The organism is Streptomyces sp. NPDC008317 (genome assembly GCF_042955955.1).
In the GTDB taxonomy this organism is placed as follows: domain Bacteria; phylum Actinomycetota; class Actinomycetes; order Streptomycetales; family Streptomycetaceae; genus Actinacidiphila.
Map to the genome: position 1 here is coordinate 99466 of NZ_JBIBFQ010000003.1, position 21003 is coordinate 120468.

16 protein-coding genes and 1 riboswitch are annotated in these 21003 nt (G+C 73.7%); of the genes, 7 read left to right on the forward strand and 9 right to left on the reverse strand.

Annotated features, from left to right (window positions below):
* Positions 1-375: 375 nt before the first annotated feature.
* The 3 genes from rho to ACFY9V_RS10375 all read left to right on the forward strand — a co-directional run bounded on the left by rho (position 376) and on the right by ACFY9V_RS10375 (position 5589).
* A complete protein-coding gene (rho, locus tag ACFY9V_RS10365) occupies positions 376-1530 on the forward strand; it encodes a transcription termination factor Rho (protein ID WP_355347174.1) in 1155 nt (384 codons plus the stop codon).
* Positions 1531-1664: 134 nt separating this feature from the next.
* Positions 1665-2507, forward strand: coding sequence for a phytanoyl-CoA dioxygenase family protein (locus ACFY9V_RS10370; RefSeq protein ID WP_391160718.1), 843 nt, complete (start codon positions 1665-1667; stop codon positions 2505-2507).
* A 10-nt stretch (positions 2508-2517) separates the two neighbouring features.
* Positions 2518-5589: an AAA family ATPase gene (locus ACFY9V_RS10375; protein ID WP_391160720.1), complete on the forward strand. Its 3072-nt coding sequence runs from the start codon at positions 2518-2520 to the stop codon at positions 5587-5589.
* A 180-nt stretch (positions 5590-5769) separates the two neighbouring features.
* On the opposite strand, the gene ACFY9V_RS10380 is transcribed toward ACFY9V_RS10375, so the two are convergent.
* The 3 genes from ACFY9V_RS10380 to ACFY9V_RS10390 form a co-directional block, all read right to left on the reverse strand.
* Positions 5770-6741: a peptidoglycan DD-metalloendopeptidase family protein gene (locus tag ACFY9V_RS10380; protein WP_355347168.1), complete on the reverse strand. Its 972-nt coding sequence runs from the start codon at positions 6739-6741 to the stop codon at positions 5770-5772.
* A gap of 3 nt (positions 6742-6744) precedes the next feature.
* Positions 6745-6960: riboswitch (cyclic di-AMP (ydaO/yuaA leader) on the reverse strand.
* Positions 6961-7285: 325 nt separating this feature from the next.
* Complete coding sequence (locus ACFY9V_RS10385) at positions 7286-8302, reverse strand: GNAT family N-acetyltransferase (RefSeq protein ID WP_391050649.1); 1017 nt, start codon at positions 8300-8302, stop codon at positions 7286-7288.
* 97 nt (positions 8303-8399) lie between these two features.
* Positions 8400-9044, reverse strand: coding sequence for a uridine kinase (locus ACFY9V_RS10390; RefSeq protein WP_391160722.1), 645 nt, complete (start codon positions 9042-9044; stop codon positions 8400-8402).
* Between the two features lie 247 nt (positions 9045-9291).
* On the opposite strand from ACFY9V_RS10390, the gene ACFY9V_RS10395 reads away from it, so the two are divergent.
* Together ACFY9V_RS10395 and ACFY9V_RS10400 are read left to right on the forward strand one after the other, a co-directional pair.
* Positions 9292-9486 (forward strand): hypothetical protein, encoded by a 195-nt coding sequence (locus ACFY9V_RS10395; RefSeq protein ID WP_188279792.1) that lies wholly within the window; start codon positions 9292-9294, stop codon positions 9484-9486.
* Between the two features lie 192 nt (positions 9487-9678).
* Positions 9679-11307, forward strand: coding sequence for a hypothetical protein (locus ACFY9V_RS10400; RefSeq protein ID WP_391160724.1), 1629 nt, complete (start codon positions 9679-9681; stop codon positions 11305-11307).
* 213 nt (positions 11308-11520) lie between these two features.
* Here ACFY9V_RS10400 and ACFY9V_RS10405 read toward each other — a convergent pair whose 3' ends face one another.
* Positions 11521-13032, reverse strand: coding sequence for a PLP-dependent aminotransferase family protein (locus ACFY9V_RS10405; protein ID WP_355347155.1), 1512 nt, complete (start codon positions 13030-13032; stop codon positions 11521-11523).
* Between the two features lie 64 nt (positions 13033-13096).
* On the opposite strand from ACFY9V_RS10405, the gene ACFY9V_RS10410 reads away from it, so the two are divergent.
* Together ACFY9V_RS10410 and ACFY9V_RS10415 are read left to right on the forward strand one after the other, a co-directional pair.
* On the forward strand, positions 13097-13927 hold the full coding sequence (locus ACFY9V_RS10410) for a YitT family protein (RefSeq protein ID WP_391160727.1): 831 nt from the start codon (positions 13097-13099) through the stop codon (positions 13925-13927).
* Between the two features lie 256 nt (positions 13928-14183).
* Positions 14184-14558, forward strand: a complete 375-nt coding sequence (locus ACFY9V_RS10415) for an RNA polymerase-binding protein RbpA (protein WP_093713023.1) — start codon at positions 14184-14186, stop codon at positions 14556-14558.
* Positions 14559-14731: 173 nt separating this feature from the next.
* Here ACFY9V_RS10415 and fxsA read toward each other — a convergent pair whose 3' ends face one another.
* The 5 genes from fxsA to ACFY9V_RS10440 form a co-directional block, all read right to left on the reverse strand.
* Positions 14732-15334, reverse strand: a complete 603-nt coding sequence (fxsA, locus tag ACFY9V_RS10420) for an FxsA family membrane protein (RefSeq protein WP_355347151.1) — start codon at positions 15332-15334, stop codon at positions 14732-14734.
* Between the two features lie 152 nt (positions 15335-15486).
* Complete coding sequence (locus tag ACFY9V_RS10425; RefSeq protein WP_355347148.1) at positions 15487-16251, reverse strand: polyprenol monophosphomannose synthase; 765 nt, start codon at positions 16249-16251, stop codon at positions 15487-15489.
* On the reverse strand, positions 16251-17864 hold the full coding sequence (lnt, locus tag ACFY9V_RS10430; RefSeq protein ID WP_355347145.1) for an apolipoprotein N-acyltransferase: 1614 nt from the start codon (positions 17862-17864) through the stop codon (positions 16251-16253). The genes ACFY9V_RS10425 and lnt overlap by 1 nt, the downstream gene beginning before the upstream one ends.
* A 916-nt stretch (positions 17865-18780) precedes the next feature.
* Complete coding sequence (locus ACFY9V_RS10435; protein ID WP_391160731.1) at positions 18781-20436, reverse strand: amidohydrolase family protein; 1656 nt, start codon at positions 20434-20436, stop codon at positions 18781-18783.
* 106 nt (positions 20437-20542) lie between these two features.
* A complete protein-coding gene (locus ACFY9V_RS10440) occupies positions 20543-20983 on the reverse strand; it encodes an Lrp/AsnC family transcriptional regulator (protein ID WP_355347139.1) in 441 nt (146 codons plus the stop codon).
* Between the last annotated feature and the right edge of the window lie 20 nt (positions 20984-21003).

Consider the following 21003-nt stretch of genomic DNA (forward strand, 5'->3'; position numbering starts at 1 on the left):
CGGCGGGTTCCCGCCCCGGATACGGGTTCGGGAACATCCGCCGACCCCGCCGTGTTATGGTGTGTGTGCAGCACATGTCTGCGCCCCTTCTTGCGGCGCCGGTGCTCGTTCTGAATGACAGCTCCTCGCGGTGACGCGCCCCAGGCCCCATGGCTCTGGTCCCGGTCCCCACGGAGTTCTCGAATCACCTGACGGTCGCACGACGGCCCTGTGGTGATCTCTGCGGTACGTGGAGCGTGTTGTGCCCGCTCGCGCCGAAATCCCTTTCCGGCATGCCCGTTTGACGCATCACACGCCAGACCCGCCGCACCCCGTACTCGCACGGCGACCTGCCGCGCACACGACATTCCTCTCGTCCGAGAAAGGACGACTCCCATGACTGACATCCTTGAACGCCCTCCCGTCCGGCAGGAGACGCCGGTTCGAGTGGCGGGCGTACTCGACATCCACGGCGGCCAGGGCCGCCTCCGATCCGCCGGGCTGCTGCCGACACCCGACGACGTACACGTACCGCAGGCCCAGATCCGGCAGGCCGGACTCAGGAACGGCGACCTCGTCGAGGGCACCCTCGGCGGAAAGCCCGGCACGCTGGGCGGCGTCGACCTGGTCAACGGCGTCCCGGCCGAACACCTGCGCGGGCGACCGCACTTCAGGGACCTGACGCCCCTTCACCCCCGGCAGCGGCTGCGGCTGGAGAGCCCGGCGCTGACCGGCACCGGCGCGCTCGCCGGACGGGTGATGGACCTGGTGACCCCGGTCGGCAAGGGGCAGCGCGGCCTGCTCGTGGCCCCGCCCAAAGCCGGAAAGACGATGCTGCTCCAGAGCATCGCGACGGCCGTCGCCGAGAACCACCCCGAGTGCCACCTGATGGTGGTGCTGCTGGACGAACGCCCGGAGGAGGTCACCGAGATGCGCAGAACCGTGCGCGGCGAGGTGATCGCCTCGACCTTCGACCGTCCGGCCAAGCAGCACATCGCGGTCGCGGAACTCGCCGTCGAGCGGGCGAAGCGGCTGGTGGAACAGGGCCAGGACGTGGTAGTCCTGCTCGACTCGCTGACCCGGCTGTGCCGGGCGCACAACTCGGCCGCCTCCACCGGCGGCCGCACGCTGACCGGCGGTGTGGACGCCGCCGCGCTGATCGGCCCCAAGCAGTTCTTCGGCGCCGCCCGGCTCGCCGAGGAGGGCGGGTCGCTGACCATCCTGGCCACCGCGCTGGTGGACACCGGGTCGCGCGCCGACGACTACTACTACGAAGAGCTGAAGAGCACCGGCAACATGGAGCTGCACCTGGACCGCTCCCTCGCCGAGCGGCGGATCTTCCCGGCCGTGGACGTCGGCATCTCCGGCACCCGCCGCGAGGAACTGCTGCTGCCCGGCCCCGAACTGGCGGTCGTACGCGGCCTGCGCCGGGTCCTGCAAGGGCGCGGCACCCAGTCCGGCCTCGAAGTCCTGCTGGACAAGATCCGGCAGACCCCGGACAACAACGCCTTCCTGCGGCAGATCCGGAGCACGGTGCCCGGCGAGGTCTGAGCCGGCCGGGACCCGGACCCGGACCGGGCACGAGCCCGCGCCGGTGCCCGTATCCGCACCCGTATCCGCACCCGCACCCGCACCCGGAGAAAATCCGGTGGCCGTCGCACATCGCGCGACGTGATGATCGGGGGATGGACGACGCCACGGACAGCCACGCCGACGACGCGTGGGAGCGGGCCTTCCTCAGGGACGGCTTCGTGAGGATCGAGGGCGCGGTACCCGCCCCGACCGCCCGCGCCTGCGCCGATCTCCTGTGGAAGGAGACCGGCTGCGACCCCGCCGACCCCGCGACCTGGACACAACCGGTGCACTGGGTGGGCGGCATGGCCCAGCCGCCGTTCGCCGAGGCCGCCAACACCCCCGTCCTGCACGCCGCGTTCGACCGTCTTGTCGGCGCCGGACGCTGGTCGCCGCGGTACTCCCTCGGCTCCTTCCCGCTGCGCTTCCCGCACCCGGACGAGCCGGACGACGCGGGCTGGCACATCGAAGGCAGCTACGAAGTCCCCGGCGAGCAGTGGTACTTCGCCAACGTCCGCTCCCGCGACCGCGCGCTGCTCATGCTGTTCCTGTTCACCGAGGTGGACGAGGAGAACGCGCCGACCCGGATCCGCGTCGGCTCCCACCTGGACGTGCCCGCGGTCCTCGCCCCGTACGGCGAGGCCGGCGCCTCGATCCTGGCGGTCTCCGAGCAGATCGCGGCGGCCACGGAACACCGCCCGCTCGCCCTCGCCACCGGCTCCCCCGGCGACGTCTACCTCTGCCACCCGTTCCTCGTGCACGCCGCCCAGCCGCACCACGGCAGCCGTCCGCGTTTCATGGCCCAGCCGCCGCTCCTGCCCGCGGCGCCGTACGAACTGGAGCGGGCCGACGGCGGCTACTCGCCGGTCGAGACCGCGATCAGACGCGGCCTCGGCATGGAGTCCGCGCGGGTGCCCTCGGGGAGGGAGGCGGACTCCCGGCCCGTGATCGGTTAGCGTGCCCGGCATGTTGTACGGACGGGACACGGAGACGGCCGCGCTGGAAGAACTGCTGGCGGGGGCGAGGGCGGGCCGCAGCGGAGCGCTCGTGGTGCGCGGTGACGCCGGGATCGGCAAGACCGCGCTGCTGGAGCAGACCGTGGCGGCGGCGGGCGACCTGACGGTCGTCCGCAGCTCCGGCGTGGAATTCGAGGCCGAACTCCCCTACGCGGGGCTTCAGTTGCTGCTGCGCAGGGCGATGGGTTCGCTGGACGCGCTGCCCGTGCCGCAACGGCGGGCGCTGCGGGCCGCGTTCGGCCTGGAGGCCGACGCCGCGAGCGAGCCGATGTTCGTCGGCCTGGCCGTGCTGTCGCTGCTGTCGGACCACGCGGGCGAGGGGCCGCTGCTGTGTGTCGTGGACGACGCGCAGTGGCTGGACCGGGCGTCCACCGACGCGCTGGTCTTCGCGGCGCGACGGCTCGACGCCGAGGGCGTGGCGATGGTCTTCGCCGTACGTGACGGCGCCGGGTCGTTCACCGCGCCCGGCCTGCCCGAACTGCGGCTCGGCCCGCTGCCCGAGGACGCGGCGCGGGCGCTGCTCGCCGACCGCGGCGGCGCACCGGCCGACACCGTACGCACCCGCGTGCTCTCCGAGGCGCGGGGCAATCCGCTGGCGCTGCTGGAACTCCCGCTCGGACCGTCAGCCGACGCGCGGGGCGCGGGCGGTTCCGCCGCGGCCGGCGGCGGGCTGCCGCTGACCACGCGCCTCCAGATGGCCTTCCACGGCCAGGTCAGCCACCTGCCGCCCGGCACGCAGACGCTGTTGCTGGTGGCCGCGGCCGACCACACCGGCGACCCCGACATCCTGGTACGCGCGGCGGCGGTGCTGGGCGTCGGCGTCGACGACCTGCCGCCCGCGGAGGAGGCGAACCTGGTCTACGTGGACGACGAGGACATGCTGCGCTTCCGGCACCCGCTGGTCCGCGCCGCGATCCATCAGCGTGCCGCCCTCCCCGACCGTCTCGCCGCGCACCGCGCCCTCGCCGAGGCCGCCGACCCGGTACGCGACCCCGACCACCGCGCCTGGCACCTGGCCGCCGCGGCCACCGGCCCCGACGAAGCCGTGGCCACCGCCCTCCAGCGGACCGCGGGCCGCGCCCGCGAACGCAGCGGCCACGCGGCGGCCTCCGCCGCCTACGAACGCGCCGCCCGCCTCAGCACCGACCCCGTCGCCCGCGTCGAACGCCTCCTCCTCGCCGCCGAATCCGCCTCCGAAGCGGGCGACATCCCCCGCGCCCGCGCCTTCGCCGACCAGGCGACCCGCGCCGCCGAGACCGAGGCGGAAGCAGCGGCCGTACGAGGCGGCGCGGAGCCGTCGTCGGCCCCAACGGCCCACGCGGAGCCGGGCACTTCACCCCGCGCGTCCACGCCGGGCGGTCAGGCACCCGCCGGATCGACTTCCGGTGTCGACGCCGCCGTCGGGCAGAGCGCTCCGCCCGGCTCGTCCGGACCGGGCGGCCCCGCACCCGGCGATCCGGCGTCCACCGCCGACACCGGCGGCGTCGGCGGGCCCGTTCCGCCGCACCCGTCCGGGCCGGGCCGCCCGGCGCCCACCGAAGCCGCGTCCACCGCGGCGCGGGGCGCGGCGAACCCGTTGTCCGCCGTGCGCGGCAGAGCGCTCTATGTGCGGGCGCTCGCGGACTTCTGGGAGGGGGATTTCGGCGCGGCGCATCAACTCCTTTTGGAAGCGGCGGATTTGCTGGCGGAGGCGGATTCGGCGGCGGCGGCGCGGATGCTGGTGCAGGCGACGCATACGGCCTGGTACCTCGGCGACGACGAGGTGGCGGGGACGTTGGGGCGGCTGGCGGCGCTGGAGCTGCCGCCGTGGGCGCCGATCCGGCCGGTGGCGGAGTTCCTGGTGCGGGCGATCGGGCCAGGCAGCGCGGCGGCCGGGCCGCCCGACGTGGCCGAGGCCGCGGCGGCGTCACGGGCCGCGCGCGGCGGCCGGGTCGATCCTCGGGACCTGGTGATGCTGTGCGGGGTGGGCCTGGCGCTCGGGCAGGACGCGGCGGCGTACGACCTGGCGACGACGCTGGCGGCGGAGAGCCGCGAGAGCGGCGGTGTCGGCAGGCTGACGACGCTGATGTTCTTCCGCGCGGAGGCGGAGCTGTTCGACGGCCGCCTCGACGAGGCCGTCGCCACGGCGTCCGAGGGGCTGCGGATCTCACGGGACACCGGACAGCGGCAGTGGGTCAGCCAGTTGAGCAGTGCGCTGGCGCATGTCGCGGCGCTGCGCGGGGACGAGGACGAGTGCCGCCGGCTGGTGGACGAGGCCCTGGCGGGCGGCGCGGGCACGGCGATGGCGCCGGGCGCGCCGTGGGCGTACTGGTCGCAAGGGCTGCTCGAACTGGGCCTGGGCCGTACGCAGTTCGCGCTCGACCGGCTGTCGCTGCTGACCGAGCCGACCGTACGGCACCACATCTCCGCGACGCGCGGCGTCCCCGACCTGGTGGAGGCGGCGGTGCGACTGGGCGTGCCGGAGCGGGCGGACGAGCCCGTGGCCAGGTTCGAGGCGTGGGCCGCGCGTTCCGGGCAGGACTGGGCGCGGGCGCTGGTGGCGCGCTGCCGGGCGCTGCGGGCCAAGGACGCCGACGCGGAGGCGTACTTCATCGAGGCGCTGGCCCTTCACGACCCGCACCGAAGGGTGTTGGAGTCGGCGCGTACGGCGCTGCTGTACGGCGAGTGGCTGCGCAGGGCCCGTCGCAAGAGCGAGGCACGCGGACACCTGCGGGCCGCGCTGGAGACCTTCGAGCGGCTCGGCGCGCGCCCGTGGGCGGACCGGGCGCGCAGTGAACTGGGCGTGTCGGGAGCGTCGGTGACGGTGGGTCAGGACACGGTCAGGTCGGTCGCGGACGAGGCGGGGCTGACGCCGCAGGAGTCGCAGATCGTCCGGCTGGCCGCGCTCGGGCTGACCAACCGGGACATCGCCGCGCAGCTCTTCCTCAGCCCGCGCACGGTCGGCCACCACCTCTACAAGGCGTATCCGAAGCTCGGCGTGGTCTCGCGCGGCGAGCTGGCCGCGCTGTTCCCGGACACGTGAGCGCGTAACGACGTCACCGCGTAACGACGTCACCGCGTAACGACGTCACCGCGTGACCACGTCACCCGCGTGACCACGTGGACTCGCGGCCCGTCACGCGGGTGTGCCCGCCCGGTGGTGAGGAACCGGGCGGGCACGGATGCCGCGAGGAGCCGCCACAGCGGCTGTGGAGCGGGTGGGTCAGGAAACGGTGACGCCGTGGGAGGCCAGGTAGGCGACCGGGTCGATGTCGGAGCCGTAGTCCGGGGTCGTGCGGACCTCGAAGTGCAGGTGCGGGCCGGTCACGTTGCCGGTCGCGCCGGAGACGCCAATCTGCTGGCCCTCGGTGACGGTCTGCCCGGCCGAGACGAGCGCCTGGGTCAGGTGGCCGTACAGCGTGTACTTGCCGTCGGCGTGCTTGACGATCACGTCGTTGCCGTAGGCGCCGTCCCAGCCCGCGGAGACGACGGTGCCCGCGGCGACCGACTTCACGCTGGTGCCGGAGCCGACCAGGAAGTCCACACCGGTGTGGTAGCCGCTGGACCAGTTGGCGCCGGAGGCGTGGTACTGGGTACCGATCGCCGCGTCCCCGACCGGCTTGGTGTAGCCGGAGGAGCTGGCGGCGGTGGTGTCGGCGGACTTGGTGGTCGTGGTCGTCGTGTCGGACGACTTCGACGGGGCGGTGGTCTCGGCGGGCGCCGGGGTCGCCTTCTTGGCGGGGGCCGGGGCCGACTTCTTCGGCGCCGGGGCGGACTTCTGCGCGGTGGCGGGCTTTTCGGCGGAGGCGCCGTTCAGCGTGAGGTGCTGGCCCGGGTAGATCAGGTTCGGGTTGGAGCCCACGACCGACTTGTTGTCGGAGTAGAGCTGCTGCCAGCCGCCGTTGACGTGGTGGCTGTCGGCGATCTTCGACAGCGAGTCACCGCTGACCACGGAGTACTTGGTGGTCTTGGCCTTGGCGGCCTTGGGCGCGGCGCTCTTGTCCGCCACGGTCGTCGCCTTGACGGCGGAGGTGTGCGAGGCGGTGGCGGGGGCGCTGTGGGCGGGCTCGGCCGCCGAGGCGATGCCCGCGCCGACCAGCGGCAGGGCGATGGCCACGCCACCCGTGCCCGCGGCGATGCAGATGCGGGTGAGGCGGCTCATACGGGTCTTGCGGTGCTGTCCCTTTGCGGGCATGGGGGATTTCCTCTCCTACGCCTACGAGGTGAGCTGTCGGGTTCGGGCAGGAGATGCCCGGTCACGTGGAAATGCCGTTGCGTGTACGCAAGGCGCCGCGACTTCACCCCGAGCCGTCCGGTACTGCTGGACGGCGACTTACCTGGGTCCCCCGCCCCTGCCGTGTGTGATCAAAGATCCAGGAAACCGGGCGGCGGCAGGATTCGGCGTTCCGCCCGACGGACATTCGCAATTCGCGGGCATCCGGCCCGCAGGAGGCGAAGCTAAACGACCGGCCGAGCGGCGGGCAACCAACCGTGATCGTCGTCGGGCGCACCGCTTGGAGCGCGGTCACTCCCGGTCGTCCGCCGTCACCGCTGCGTGTGCGAGCCGCTCACCGTCCGTGCCTCCGTGACCGATTCCTGGTGACAAACCGCCCGGATCGGGAACAGTGGGTACATCGGGGGAATCGGACCGTGTTCCCGAGGTGATGCCGCTCACTGCGGACCGGCCGAGTGAGCCGCATCACGCCTAAATGCCCGATTTAATACGCTACTTGGGGATATCAGTAGCTGCCGGGCGAGCCGCCGATCCGGCCGTCGAGCGACCTGCTGAGCCGGTACGCGACCGGCCGGAAGCCGACCGCGGGCCAGTGCCCCGCCGCCAGCGGTGAGGCGGAGTGCCAGCGGGCCGACATGTAGCGGTGGCCGTGGTCGTACGCCCAGGCCAGCGCGGTGGCGAGCAGGACGCGGCTGACGCCCTCGCCGCGCGCGGAGGGTTCGACGTACGCCTCGGCCAGCTCCACGCAGGACTCGGGGATCACCGGGTCGGGCGTGGCGGGGACCAGCAGCACCATGCCGATCTCCTCGCCCCTGCGGGAGGCGATCCAGGCGCCGCTGCGCGGGTCGCCGAGCGCGTCGGCGTAGTAGACCCGCAGGGCGGCGAGCGCGCGTTCCGGCTGGGGCTGGAACACCGCGGACTCGCGCTGCCTGCGCGAGGACTCGGCGGCCATCCGGCCGATCTGCGGCAGGTCGCCGACGCCCGCGCGCCGGATGCCGAGCCCTTCGACGCCGCGCGGCTGGCGCCCGCGCGCCTTGACCGCCATCAGACCGTGCACCAATTCGCGGCCGAAGCCGAGGTCGGCCCAGGGCAGGGTGGCGGTCTCCCCCGCGGGCACGTCGACGTAGTGGACCAGCCGTCGCTCCGCGACGAGCCGGGCCGCGACGCGGGCGTACAGCGCGCGCAGCACCTCCGACTCGCGTCCGCCGGGCAGCGCGTGACCGCCGTGCGGGACCAGCGCGGAGTGCGGGTGGCTGCGCAGCCCCGCCGGGTCGTCCTGGGTGAGGTCCACCGGGACGGCGGCGAGGTGTCCGATCAGGCCGCCGTCGCCGTCGAGCGCGCGGGCGGCCTCGAGACCCGGAACGCCGATCAGCTTGCCCAGCAGTTCCTCACCGCGCACGGGGCCGTCGGCGAGCCACGAGCGTTGCGACGGCGGGCGGCGGGCGCGCGCGAACCAGCGGTCGTAGCGCTGCACGGCCTGGGGTATGTGCTCGGTGGTCAGCGGCGCGATGGCGACAGTCATGGTGGATGGGGACGCTAGCGGGGTGCGCGGTCCCACGGCAAGGCGAGGCCGGACCGGCGGCGGCCGGGAGGTCAACGGGCTTACGCGCGAGGGTCGTTCAGCCTGTCCAGGCGGGGTGTCGCGGGTCGTCGGCACGTACCAGGACATCGGCGGCCTGTTCCGGCATCGCCTCCCGGTCGTAACGGTCGAATGCGGGCAGCGTCCACCGGTCGGCCTGCGCCGTGCGCCGCTCCAGCGCGGCCGGGGACAGCCGCAGATGGACCGTCAGATCGAACGGCAGCCCCTGCCCGAGGAGCAGCGGCCCGTCGAGTACGAGGACGCCGCCGGGCGGCAGGCGCACGTAGTCGGCGCGCGTGGCGCGGTCGGTGGCGGCGTCCCACAGCGTCGGCAGGACGCGGCCCGAGCCGCCGGTGCCGAGCGGGTCGAGCACTTCGCGGCGCAGCGCGCCGGTGTCCAGCCAGAGCTGGTAGTACGCGTCGGCGTCCTGGTGGCCGTACTCGTAGCGCAGGGACGCGGGCCGCAGGAAGTCGGCGGCGCGCACCCGGAGCGCGCGGCGGCCGAGAGCGGGCAGCGCGGCGGCGACGGCGTCCGCCAGATCGCCGGGGCGGGCGGCGTCCGCGCCGTCCACGGCCACCCGCCACCAGGGCCCCGGCCCGTCCGCGCTCACCCCCGCGGTCGCGTCCGCGATCCGCTCGGCGAGGGTGTCGGCCAGCCGTGACCAGGTGATCGGGGTGAGCTGCACACCGGCCATCCTGCACCGCCGTCACCCGTTCGGGCGACTTCACTGCGCCAGGAGCGGGGCGGGGGGCGCGGTGGGCACATGAACCGGTCCTGGCGGGCAATGCTCGCGCCGGGCACCGTTCGCCGCCTCCCCCCACATGGTGGAAATTCGCTACAAATCACTCATTTGCCACCGTGCGTGATCTATTACTTTTTGTGAGCCTGGAAGAACTCATGGTGACCGTCCCCATCACCCAGGAGAAAGCCCAATGATCCTGTCGATCTCCGGCGTCGTCCTTCTCGGCGTCATCTGCTTCCTGTTCTTCCGCAAGGACGGGCTGAAGGTGTCCCACGGCCTCGTCTGCGCCCTCTTCGGCTTCTACCTCGCGGGCACGGCCATCGCCCCGAGCATCAAGGCGGGCGGCGCGAGCCTGGCCAGCCTGCTGGGCGGGATCAAGGTCTAGGGCCCCGGCCCGGGACCTGGCCGTCGCCGGCGGGCGGCCACTCCAGTACGGGCCCGGCGCGGTCGTCCGCTCCGGGCCCGTGTCCATTCCGGCCGCCGCCCGTCCCCCCGCCGCACCCTCAGGGCGCCGCCCTTCCCCACGCGGCCCTTCCCGCACCCGAAGCCCGAACCCGAACCACCCATGGAGCACCCCGTGGCCAGGCGTCCCCTTCCCAGCATTCTGACCAGCCGACCCGCGCTCGTCCGCGGGCGCGATCTGGCGCGTACCGCGGCAGACAGCGCCACCGACGTGCTCCATCCGGTCATCACCATCGCCCGCGGCATGCGCAAGCAGGTGCTGTGGGCGGGCGGCTGGTGGGGCCGCACCCCCAAGGACCGCCGCGGCCCCGCGCTGCTGCTGGCCGCCGCGGGCGTGGTCGTCGTCGTGATGATGCCGTACGGCCCGCTGCTGGCGATCGGCGCGATCATGGCGTCCGCCGCCTGGATGGGCCGCGACCGCACCCCCGCCGCCCCGGCGGGCCCGAGCGAGGCCGAGACCGGCCGGCTCCAGGCGCTGTACGAGGCGCTGGTGCCGTACCTGTCGGACGCCGGGGACCCCGCGCCGCTGTACGCGCACGAGGGAAGCTGGGAGAAGGTGTTCAGCGAGTACGAGTTCCAGGGCGGTCGGCTCGCCCGGCTGCACCTGCGCTACCCGGCGTACTTCACCGACGGCGAGGCCGAGTCGCGCGCCCGGGTGGAGCAGCTTCTGCACGCCAAGGCGGGCCGGGGCCGGGAGTACCGCTTCGACTGGAACGAGGAGGAGAACCACCTCACCCTCACCGCGCTGGCGCCGCTGCCGACCGACATCGTCGCGCAGCGCTTCATCACCTCGCCCGGCGAGACGGTCCTCGGCTTCACCGACGCCGGTGCCGTCCAGCGGACGGTGCCGGTGACCGGCGGCGAGGGCACCAGGGACGCCCCGCCGGTCGTCTGGCGCACCGGCCCCCGCTCCACCGAGCCGCACCTGCTGGCGCTCGGCCAGCCCGGCACCGGCACCACCAGCCTGCTGCGGTCCATCGCGCTCCAGGCGCTGGTCCACGGTGACGTGGTGGTCGTGGACGGCAGCGGCACCGGTGAGTACGCGTCGCTGATCGGGCGGCCCGGCGTCCTCGCCGTGGAGGGCGGCCTGTCCGGCGCCTCCGCCACCCTCGAATGGGCCGCGCACGAGACGGAACGGCGGCTCATCGCCGTCAACCGGGCGCGGCAGAACGGCGATCCGGTCTCCGAGGACGTACGCCGTCCGCTGTGGATCCTGGTGGACCGGCCCACCGCGCTGACCCAGCTCGCCCTCGCCGAGGGGCGGCCCGATCCGCAGACCCTCCTCGACGTCCCGCTGCGGCACGGGCGCGCGGCCAATGTCGCCGTCGCCGTCGCCGACCAGCTCGACGCCACGGAGGCGCTGGCGCCCGTCGTGATCGCCCAGACCCGGGCCCGGGTCGTCCTCGGGCCGCTCGCCCCCGAGCACGTCGAGGCCGTTCTCGGCGCCCCGCAGCGCACCACCCCGGCCGCCGATGTTCCCCCCGGCCGCGGGTACGCCCGGCTCGGCACCGGGCCCGTCCTGCGCCTCCAGGTGCCCTCCACCCCCGACCCCTACGACGACGAGTGCGCCCAGTCGCACCGCGACGCCGTCCTCGGCCTCCTCCCCACCACCTCCGAAGCCGACTCCGACTCCGTCGAGGTCCCCGAGCCCGAGGAGTCCTCTCCCGCCGTCCTCGAACCGGCCCCCATCGCCCTCCGCAAGGACGCCGTCGTCCGCACCGTCGCCGACCTGGAACTCGGCTAGCCCCTAGCCCCTAGCCTCGCGGCGGGACGTGCCCCGTAGGGGCGCGGGGAACTGCGCAACCAGCCGTCGCGGCGGCGAGCTGTGAGAACCGGCCCCGGCGGGGCAGTCGCTGTCGTGTCCGGGCTGACAGCCCGTCGTGGCTGGGCGCGCAGTTCCCCGCGCCCCTGAAAGAGCGGCGCGCCGCCCCGGCGCAAAGGGGGCCGCAGAGGGGCCCTAGGCCACGAAGAGGCCGGTGGTTTCGCCGTCGGCGGCGCCGCCGGAGCGGACGACGTGGGCGGCTTGGGCAAGCCGGGCGGCAGCCTCAACGGCGGCGGCCCCGCTGACGGTGAAGGGAAGCCGGATGTACGGCTCAAAGGCGCCGTCGACGCCGAAGCGCGGCCCGGACGGCACGCGGACACCGAGCCGTTCACCGGCGACGGCCAGCCGCGAGCCGGACACGTCACCGGTGTGGACCCACATGGTCATACCGCCGCGGGGCACCGCGAAGTCCCAGTCGGGAGTGTGCTCACGCAAGGCGGCGACGAGGTCGTCGCGACACTCGCGGGCCCGCTCGCGGCGAGCCGCGAGGGCCAGGTCCCAGCCGCCACCGCGCAGCAACCAGGCGACGGCGAGCTGGTCGACGACGGGCGAGCCGATGTCGAGGTAGGCGCGGGCCGAGACCAGGCGGCGTACGACGTCCGGGGTGGTGCGGACCCAGCCGATCCGCAGCCCCGCCCAGACCGCCTTGCTGGCGGAGCCCACGGTCATGACGGTGCCGCCGCGGTCGAAGGCGGCCATCGGCCGCACCCCCGACTCCTCACCGTCCAGGACGAGTTCGGCCATCGTCTCGTCGGCCACGACGACGGTGCCCGCCGCGCGCGCGGCCTCGACCAGGTCGCGCCGCTGGTCCTCCCCGATGAGACTGCCGGTCGGGTTGTGGAAGTCCGGCATGACGTACGCCATGCGCGGCGCGGCGTCCCGCAGCACGCGCCGCCAGGCGTCCATGTCCCAGCCGCCGAGCCCCTCGCGCAGCGTGACCGGCACGAGCCGGGAGCCGGTCTCGCGGAAGAGCTCCAGCACATTGGCGTAACTGGGCGACTCGACGGCGACCCGTTCCCCGAAGCCGACCAGCCGCCGGGCCGCCGCCGCGATGGCGCCCATCGCCCCGGTGGTCACCATGATCTGCTCCGGCATGGTGGGCACACCGCGCGCGGTGTAGCGGTCGGCGATGGCCTCGCGCAGCACCGGCAGCCCCGCCGGGAAGTCGCCGTGCGTGGCGGCGTAGGCGGGCAGTTCGGCGAGCGCGCCCTCCATCGCGCGGGTCAGCCACGGCTCGGGCGCGGGCAGCGAGGCGCAGCCGAGGTCGATCACGGACCCGGCGGCGTCCGGCGGCAGCGGCTCCAGGCTGCGCGAGGGCAGCACATGGCCGTCGGGGATCGCGGTCCAGCTTCCGGCGCCGCGCCGCGAGCGGGCGAATCCCTCGGCGCGCAGCGCCTCGTAGGCGGCGGCGACGGTGGTCCGGCTGACGCCGAGCGCGAGAGCCAGTTCCCGTTCCGCGGGCAGCCGCGCGGCGACCTGTACCCGGCCTTCGAGCACCAGCAGCCTGATCCCGTCGGCCAGCCCCCGGTAGGCGGGCAGTTTGCGCCCGTGGCCCGCCGCCGCTCCGGCGCCGCGGCCGCTTCGCGGGCGCGGTTCGAGAAGCCGGGCGAGGTGCGCGGCGCCGACCGTCGCAGTCCACTGGGACACAGAAATCAGTCCACCTTCCACAGATTGGCCGTGGATCCGAAGCACTTACAGGCCACAGAGTGGCATGTGCGCCAACACGTCCGCCAGGGGGGTTCCGTTGTTCTCGTCGTTCCCGCACCCGTCGCTCTCGCCGGTCCCGTACCGCCGCCTCGTCCGTCTCTACGTCGGGCTGGTCCTGTACGGGGCCAGCTCAGCGCTGATGATCCGCGCCGCGCTCGGCCTGGACCCGTGGGACGTCTTCCATCAGGGGCTGTCCCGGCTGACCGGACTGAGCATCGGCGTCGTCTCCATTGTCGTCGGTGCGGCCGTTCTCCTCCTGTGGTGGCCGATCCGGCAGCGCCCCGGACTCGGCACGGTCTCCAACGTCTTCGTCGTGGGCCTGGCGATGGACGGGACCTGCCGCCTGGTGCCGCACGTGGAGGCCCTGGCCGTACGCGTCCCGCTGCTGGTGGCCGGGGTGGCGCTCAACGGCCTGGCGACCGGCCTCTACATCACCGCCCGTTTCGGCCCCGGACCGCGCGACGGCCTGATGACCGGCCTGCACCGCAGGACCGGCCGTTCCGTACGGCTGGTGCGTACCGGCATCGAGGTGACCGTGCTCGCCGCCGGTTTCGCGCTGGGCGGCGGCGTGGGGGTCGGTACGGTGCTCTACGCGCTGGCCATCGGCCCGCTCGCGCAATTCTTCCTACGGATCTTCGCGGAACCGGAGGGAGCGCCGGGTCCGGGCGTGGTCAAGGACGCGAACAGGGACGGGGCCACGGACGCGACCAGGGACGGGGAGGTGAATTCGGATACGAATTCGGGTGCTGACGCGGGCTCGACCCCGGACGTAATGCCCGCTTCTGCGGTGATTCGTCGGGACGCGCCCGAACGCGCTGCGGTCGATCCGATTTAGCCGGAGGCGGTGCGGACCGGTAGTGTACGCGGTTGGCCCAGCAGCTTGACCGTTACTGCACGCAAAAGATATGACGACACCGGGTGACATCTCCGCTCAGATGTGACAAACCGGGCACCGGTGGGTACAAACAGGGGCGACACGACGGGCGACGCATCTCCCTAAACGGGAATCTTCACCGCCGACCGGACGTTGACCGGATGACGACGACAGCGACACCTGTCCTGTGGGCGACCAAGCCCGGGAGGCACGATTCATGAGTGAGCGAGCTCTCCGCGGCACGCGACTCGGGGCCACCAGCTACGAGACCGACCGCGGTATCGATCTGGCCCCGCGCCAGACCGTTGAGTACGCATGCCGGAACGGACATCGATTTGAGATGCCGTTCTCGGTTGAGGCCGAGATTCCGCCGGAGTGGGAGTGCCGCGCCTGCGGCCAGACCGCCCTGCTGGTGGACGGAGAGGGCCCGGAGGAGAAGACGACCAAGCCCGCGCGCACGCACTGGGACATGCTGATGGAGCGGCGCACGCTCGAGGAGCTGGAGGAGGTGCTGGCCGAACGGCTGGCCGTCCTGCGCTCCGGAGCGATGAACATCGCCGTGCATCCGCGCGACAACCGCAAGAGCGCCTGACAGCGCGGGCTCACCCATGGGGGCGCCCCAGGGATCACCTCCCCGGGGACCAAGGCCCCCCGACACTTCCCCGCCGGGGGCGGAGCACCTGCTCCGCCCCCGGCGGGTTTTTGCGTGGCACGGCGCTGATCCCGAGATCCGCGGGGCGCGGACCGCCGGACCCGCGCGCGTGATCAGTCCCGGTGGTCGACGACCTCGCCCTGGATGACCTTGCCGTCGGGCTTGTGGATCCGGATCTGCTCGTTGGCGTCCCGCGCCTGCTGGAAGAGGTCGCCGACGGAGCCGGGCTCCCCGGCGGCGGGCCGCGCCGCGAGGGCGCGGGCGTTGAGCCGGTCGACGCCCTTGCCGATGAGCCTACGGGTCGGCGGGAAGAGCAGGAACAGCGCCACGGCGTCGGAGAGGAAGCCGGGGATGATCAGCAGCAGGCCGCCGAGCATCGCCAGTCCGTTGCGCCCCTTGCTCTCGGCGGGCGGGGTCGGGGCCGCGTTCGGGTCCCGCGCGGCCTGCGCCTGGGCGGCCTGCACCTGCGCGGTCAGATTCCGCCACGCGCTGCGCCCGGCCCGCTTGACCGCGCTCGCGCCCAGTATCAGCCCGGCGACGATCAGCAGGAAGACCGTCAGCCCGCTGGTCGCCCCCGCCACCACGATGAGCAGCCAGATCTCCAGCACCGCCCAGGCCGCGACAGCCAGCGGCAGGATGGTGCGGACGCGCGAACGGCGCCGTCGCCGCGGGCCGGGCTGCTGCGGACGGACAGAGGGCGGAGTGCTCATCGTCATAGCTCAAGTGTGCCAAAGATCAGGTAAAGACCGGATCGGTGGACGCTTCCCTCTTCGGGTTCCGCGGGGGATTCCCGCGGTCGCCCGTGCGCACGTCCGCGCGTCCCGCCCCCGCATGCCCCACGAAGGGGCTCAGGGGGCCGTGGGCGGCCTTACGCCTTGCGGCCGACGATCTTGCCCGCCCGGGAGCCCACGCCCCACGCGGTGACCCGCCACAGCGCCTCGACCACGATGTTGCGGCTCATCTTGCTGTCGCCGCGCTCGCGTTCGACGAAGGTGATCGGCACCTCGACCACGTGGAAGCCGCCCTTGACCGCGCGCCAGGCGAGGTCCACCTGGAAGCAGTAGCCGGCGGAGGCGATCTCGGCCATGCCGAGACCTTCCAGGGTCTCCTTGCGGAAGGCGCGGTAGCCGCCGGTCACGTCACGGATCGGGACGTCCAGCAGGAGCCGGGAGTAGGTGCTGCCGCCGCGCGACAGATACTCGCGGGACTTCGGCCAGTTGACGACCCGTCCGCCCGGGATCCAGCGCGAACCGAGCACCAGGTCCGCGCTCTTGAGCGCGGTCAGCAGCCGGGGCAGTTCCTCCGGCTGGTGGGAGCCGTCCGCGTCCATCTCGACCAGGACGCCGTAGCCGTGGTCGATGCCCCACTGGAAGCCGGCGAGGTACGCCGCGCCCAGGCCCTCCTTGCCCTGCCGGTGCAGGACGTGGACCTGCTCGTCGGCGCCCGCCAGCTCGTCGGCGAGCTTCCCGGTGCCGTCCGGGCTGTTGTCGTCGGCGACGAGGATGTGGGCGTCGGGTACCGACGTGCGCACCCGCTGCACGATCGGCTTGATGTTCTCGGCCTCGTTGTAGGTCGGGATGATGACCAGAACCTTGCCGAGCGGCCCGAAGCTCCGCTGCTCGCCGTCGTTCACTACTGCCCCTTTGCCATGCCCATGCGTGTGCGGTCGCGCCTGCCGAGCGCGAAGGCGACCGCACAGGACAGGAGCCCAACAATAGCGAGTGACCACTCAGGAAACGTACCGACGCGGTCGGCGAGAGTGATCTCGTCGCGCAGCGGGATGTCGGCACTCAGCACCTGCTGGGTGAACTCCGCGCTCTGCTGTTCGATCTTGCCATCAGGAGCGACGATCGCACTGATTCCGCTGGTCGCGGCGGTGACGATGGCGCGGCCGTGCTCGACGGCGCGCAGCCGGGACATGGCGAGCTGCTGTTCGGGCTGGCCGGTGCGGCCGTAGGTGGCGTTGTTGGTCTGGACGACCAGGGCCCGCGCCCCGGCTTTCACCGTGTCGCGCACAATGCCGTCGTAGGCGACCTCGAAGCAGATCACGTCGCCGAGTTCGGCCGGACCGATCCGCATCACGCCGGTGCCCTTGCCGGGGTAGAAGTCCCGCGGGATCTGGTTGAGCATCGGGACGACCTTGGTCAGCGCCTTGCGGAAGGGCACGTACTCGCCGAACGGCACCGGGTGCTGCTTGGTGTAGTGGGCGCCGGGGCCGGTGACCGGGTCCCACACGATGCCCTCGTTCTGCACGTGGTCCTCGTCCGGGCCGTCGACCAGGGCGCCGACCAGCACCGGCACGCCCACCGCCTTCACGGCCTCGGTGATCTTGTCGTACGCCTCCGGGTACGTGAAGGGGTCCAGGTCGGAGGAGTTCTCCGGCCACAGCACGATGTCGGGCTTGGGCACCTTGCCCGCCTCGATGTCGGCGGCGAGCTTGAGGGTGGCCTGTACGTGGTTGTTGAGGATCTGCATCGGTCGGCCGAGGAAGTGCATGCCGGGCTGCTGCACATTGCCCTGGACGACGGCGACGCGCACGTGGCCGACGGCATTGGTGTGCACCGGCACGAGCAGGCCGGACAGCAGGACGGCCACCGACAGGGCCAGGGCGGTCACGCCCGGCAGGACGGCGGCGCGGCGGGCTTTGTACGCCCGGTACCCGGCCAGGGCCGCCGCGGCCAGCAGCGTGCCGCTGAGCGCCACCGCGAAGGTCACCAGCGGGGCGCCGCCGAGCGCGGCGAGCGGGGTGTACGGGGAGGCGGTGTTGGCGAACGCCAGGCGCCCCCACGGGAAGCCGCCGAACGGCAGCCGATCGCGTACCAGCTCCTGCGCGACCCACAGGCACGCGGTCCACAGCGGCCAGCCGGGCAGCCGCCGGGCGAGCACGATCAGCGCGGCCATCAGCACGAGATACGCCGCCTCGACCGCCGACAGCAGCGGTACGGCCAGCCAGATCACCGAGCGCAGCCACACCAGGAGCCACAGGAAGAAGGGGAACGCGAAGGCGAAGCCCAGCCAGGCCGCCTGGCGCACCGTCCTGCCCTCGAGCACCAGTGCCAGGGCCGCCACCGCCACCACCGACAGCGGCCACACCCCGTACGGCGGAAACGCCAGCGCCAGCGCGCAGCCGCTCACCGCGGCCACCGCCGACCTGGGCGCGGCCGCCCGCGCCGCCGCCGCGAACCGCTCGCGGCGCGACGCCTTCCCCTCCGCCCCAACCCCTGGCGCCGCTGACGGCTCCGTCAACGGCTCAACCGCGGTCGCCGCGGAAACGGTGTCGGGTCGCGGGCGCACGTCGCGGCCTTTCTTGCAGGTGAAGTGGTGATGAAGGCGACGGTACCCCGCCCCACCCGCCTGGGGGCACCCCCGGACGAAGTCTGGGGACCCCCAGGCCGCGGAACAGAGAGCGGAAGGGCAACGGAACGGGCCCAGGCGCCCTTCGGGCCGACGCGGGACCCTCCCCCAGACTCCGTCCGGGGGGACCCCCAGACTGCGGAAGGGCAACGGAACGGGCCCGGACGCCCATCGGGCCGACCTGGGACCCTCCCCCAGACTCCGTCCGGGGGGACCCCCAGACTGCGGAAGGGCAACGGAACGGGCCCGGACGCCCATCGGGCCGACCTGGGACCCTCCCCCAGACTCCGTCCGGGGGGACCCCCAGGCCGCGGGAGGGCAACGGAACGGGCCCGGACGCCCTTCGGGCCAACGCGGGACCCTCCCCCAGACTCCGTCCGGGGGGACCCCCAGACTGCGGGAGGGCAACGGAACGGGCCCGGACGCCCTTCGGGCCGACCTGGGACCCGCTGGCTGCGGGTCAGTACCAAGGCCGTTGTCTACTGGGCGTCCGGGCCCTTCCCGGGTCACACCTGCCGACCGGGGCGCGTACGCGTTCCGGCGCCGCTGACGCTGGACCTGGCTGCCAGTGGCGGCGTGCACGTGCGGCGCGGCGCCCCATGGCCCAGCGGCGGTCGACAGAACCGCGGAGGGCCCCCGGTCCGACGTCCTGTGGTGGACTTGGCCGAACCTACTCGCCTCCGACCATCGGCTGTCAACACCCCCTTGACCTGCGGGGTTTCGCCAAATCAGCAGGTCAGTGCGGGGCCCTGCGACACGCCGCGACAGGCCGAGGGCACACCGTTCGGCCGCATGTGCCGAGCGATGCTCACCCGTTCGGCCGCTCGAAGACGGTACGGCCGCCGACGACGGTGCGCAGGGCGGACGGAAGCGGGCGTCCGGGGGTGAGATCGGGCAGGCCCGGGGTGCCGGAGCGCGGGTCGGTGGACCAGTTGGCGACGCGTTCGTCGGGGGCCTGGACGACGAGGTCGCCGCTGTCCCAGACGGCGTAGTCGGCGGGGGCGCCGGGGACCAGGACGCCGGTGTCGTCCCGCCCGATGGCGCGCCAGCCGCCACGGGTGTGGGCGTTGAAGGCGGCGCGAGCCGAGACGCGGTGCTCGGGGGTGCGGTGGAAGGCGGCGGCGCGGACGGCGCCCCAGGGGTCGAGCGGGGTGACGGGGCTGTCGGAGCCGAGGACCAGCGGCACCCCGGCACGGGTCATGGCGGCGAAGGGGTTGAGGTCGCGGGCCCGGTCGGCGCCGAGCCGGTCGGCGTACATGCCGTCCTCACCGCCCCAGGCCGCGTCGAAGGCGGGCTGCACGGAGGCCACGAGGCCGAATTCGGCGAAGGCCGCGATGGTGTCGGGGGTCATCAGTTCGGCGTGCTCCACGCGGTGCCGCAGGGCCCTGACGCGTTCCAGGCCGACGGCCGCGGCGGCGGCCCGTACGCCGTCGACGACCGCGCCGATCGCCGCGTCCCCGATGGCGTGGAAACCGGCCTGGAGGCCCGCTTCCGTGCACAGGGTGAGGTGGCGGGCGATGGTCTCGGCGTCCAGGTAGCTGACGCCGGTGTGCGGCGCGTCGGCGTACGGGGCGTGCAGGCAGGCGGTGTGGGAGCCGATCGAGCCGTCCACGAAGAGGTCGCCGCCCGCGCCGATCGCGCCGAGGTCCCTGACCCGGTCGAGGTCGGCGGGGTCGGACGCGGCCTGCGCCCAGTAGCCGAAGACCCGCGGCCCGGCGTCGGCGGCGGCCAGCGCGAGGAGGCCGGTGAGGTCGCCCTCGGAGGAGATGTCGGGGCCCGCGCACTCGTGCAGCGCGCCGATGCCCTGTTCCGCGGCGTGCAGCAGCGCGGCGCGCTGGGCGGCGGCGCGCTGGGCGGGGGTGACGGCGGCGTACGCGGCGCGGCGTACCGCGTGGTGCGCGTCGCGGGTCAGCGGCGCCTGCGGGTCGAAGCCGGGCTCGTCCCGGACGCCGGGCACCAGGTCGAGCAGCGCGGTGCTGACGGCGGCCGAGTGGACGTCCGTACGGGTCAGGTAGAGGGGTCGTCCGCCGACCGCCTCGTCCAGCTCCGCGCGGGTTGGTGTGCGCCGCTCGGGCCACCGGCTCTCGTCCCAGCCGTGGCCGAGCAGCACGCGGTCGGCGGGCCGCTCGGCGGCGTACGCGGCCGTACGGGTCAGCGCGTCGGCCAGCGACGCGGCGCCGGACAGGTCGAGGCCGATGAGGGCGAAGCCGGTGGCGGTGGTGTGCACGTGCGCGTCGGTGAAGGCCGGGGTCACCAGCGCCCCTTCGAGCCGGACGACACGGTCCACACCGTCCGCGAAGGAGTCCGCGGCCCCTTCGGAACCGACCCACGCGACGGTGCCGCCGTCCACGACCATCGCGGTCGCGAAGGGGTCGGCGGGGCTGTAGACGGCGCCGCCGCGGAGCAGGACGGTTCCGGTCGGCGCGGGGGCGGCGGGGGGCTGCGGAGAGGAGGTGCGGTGCATGGGCACAAGTCTCCCCCGGTCGGGGCGCGCGCCGGACTCCGGGGTGGCGCCCCCGGCGCCTGCGCGCCTCCCGTGACGGCGGGTCCGCGGCGGCCGGACTCACGCCTCAGACGCGCGGCGGCCTGGCCTCGTACGCCGTGGACAGGACGACCGTGGTGCGGGTGGAGACGCCCGCGAGGGTGCGGATCCGGGTCAGGAGGTGTTCCAGCTCGATGGGGGCGGAGACCCGCACCTTGAGGATGTAGTTCTCGTCGCCCGCGACGCTGTGGCACGCCTCGATCTCGGGGACCTCGGCGAGGCGGTCCGCGATGTCGTCGGGGGCGCTGGGGTCGAACGGTTTGACGGAGATGAAGGCCGTCAGGGACAGGCCGACCGCCTCGGGGTCGACGATGGCCGCGTAGCCGCGGATCACCCCGCGCTGTTCGAGCCTGCGCACGCGCTGGTGCACCGCCGAGGTGGACAGGCCGGTGGCCTTGCCCAGGTCGGTGTAGCTCATGCGCCCGTCGGCGACGAGAAGTTCCACGATGTGCCGGTCCAACTCCTCCATAGCGGATGACCTTACCCATA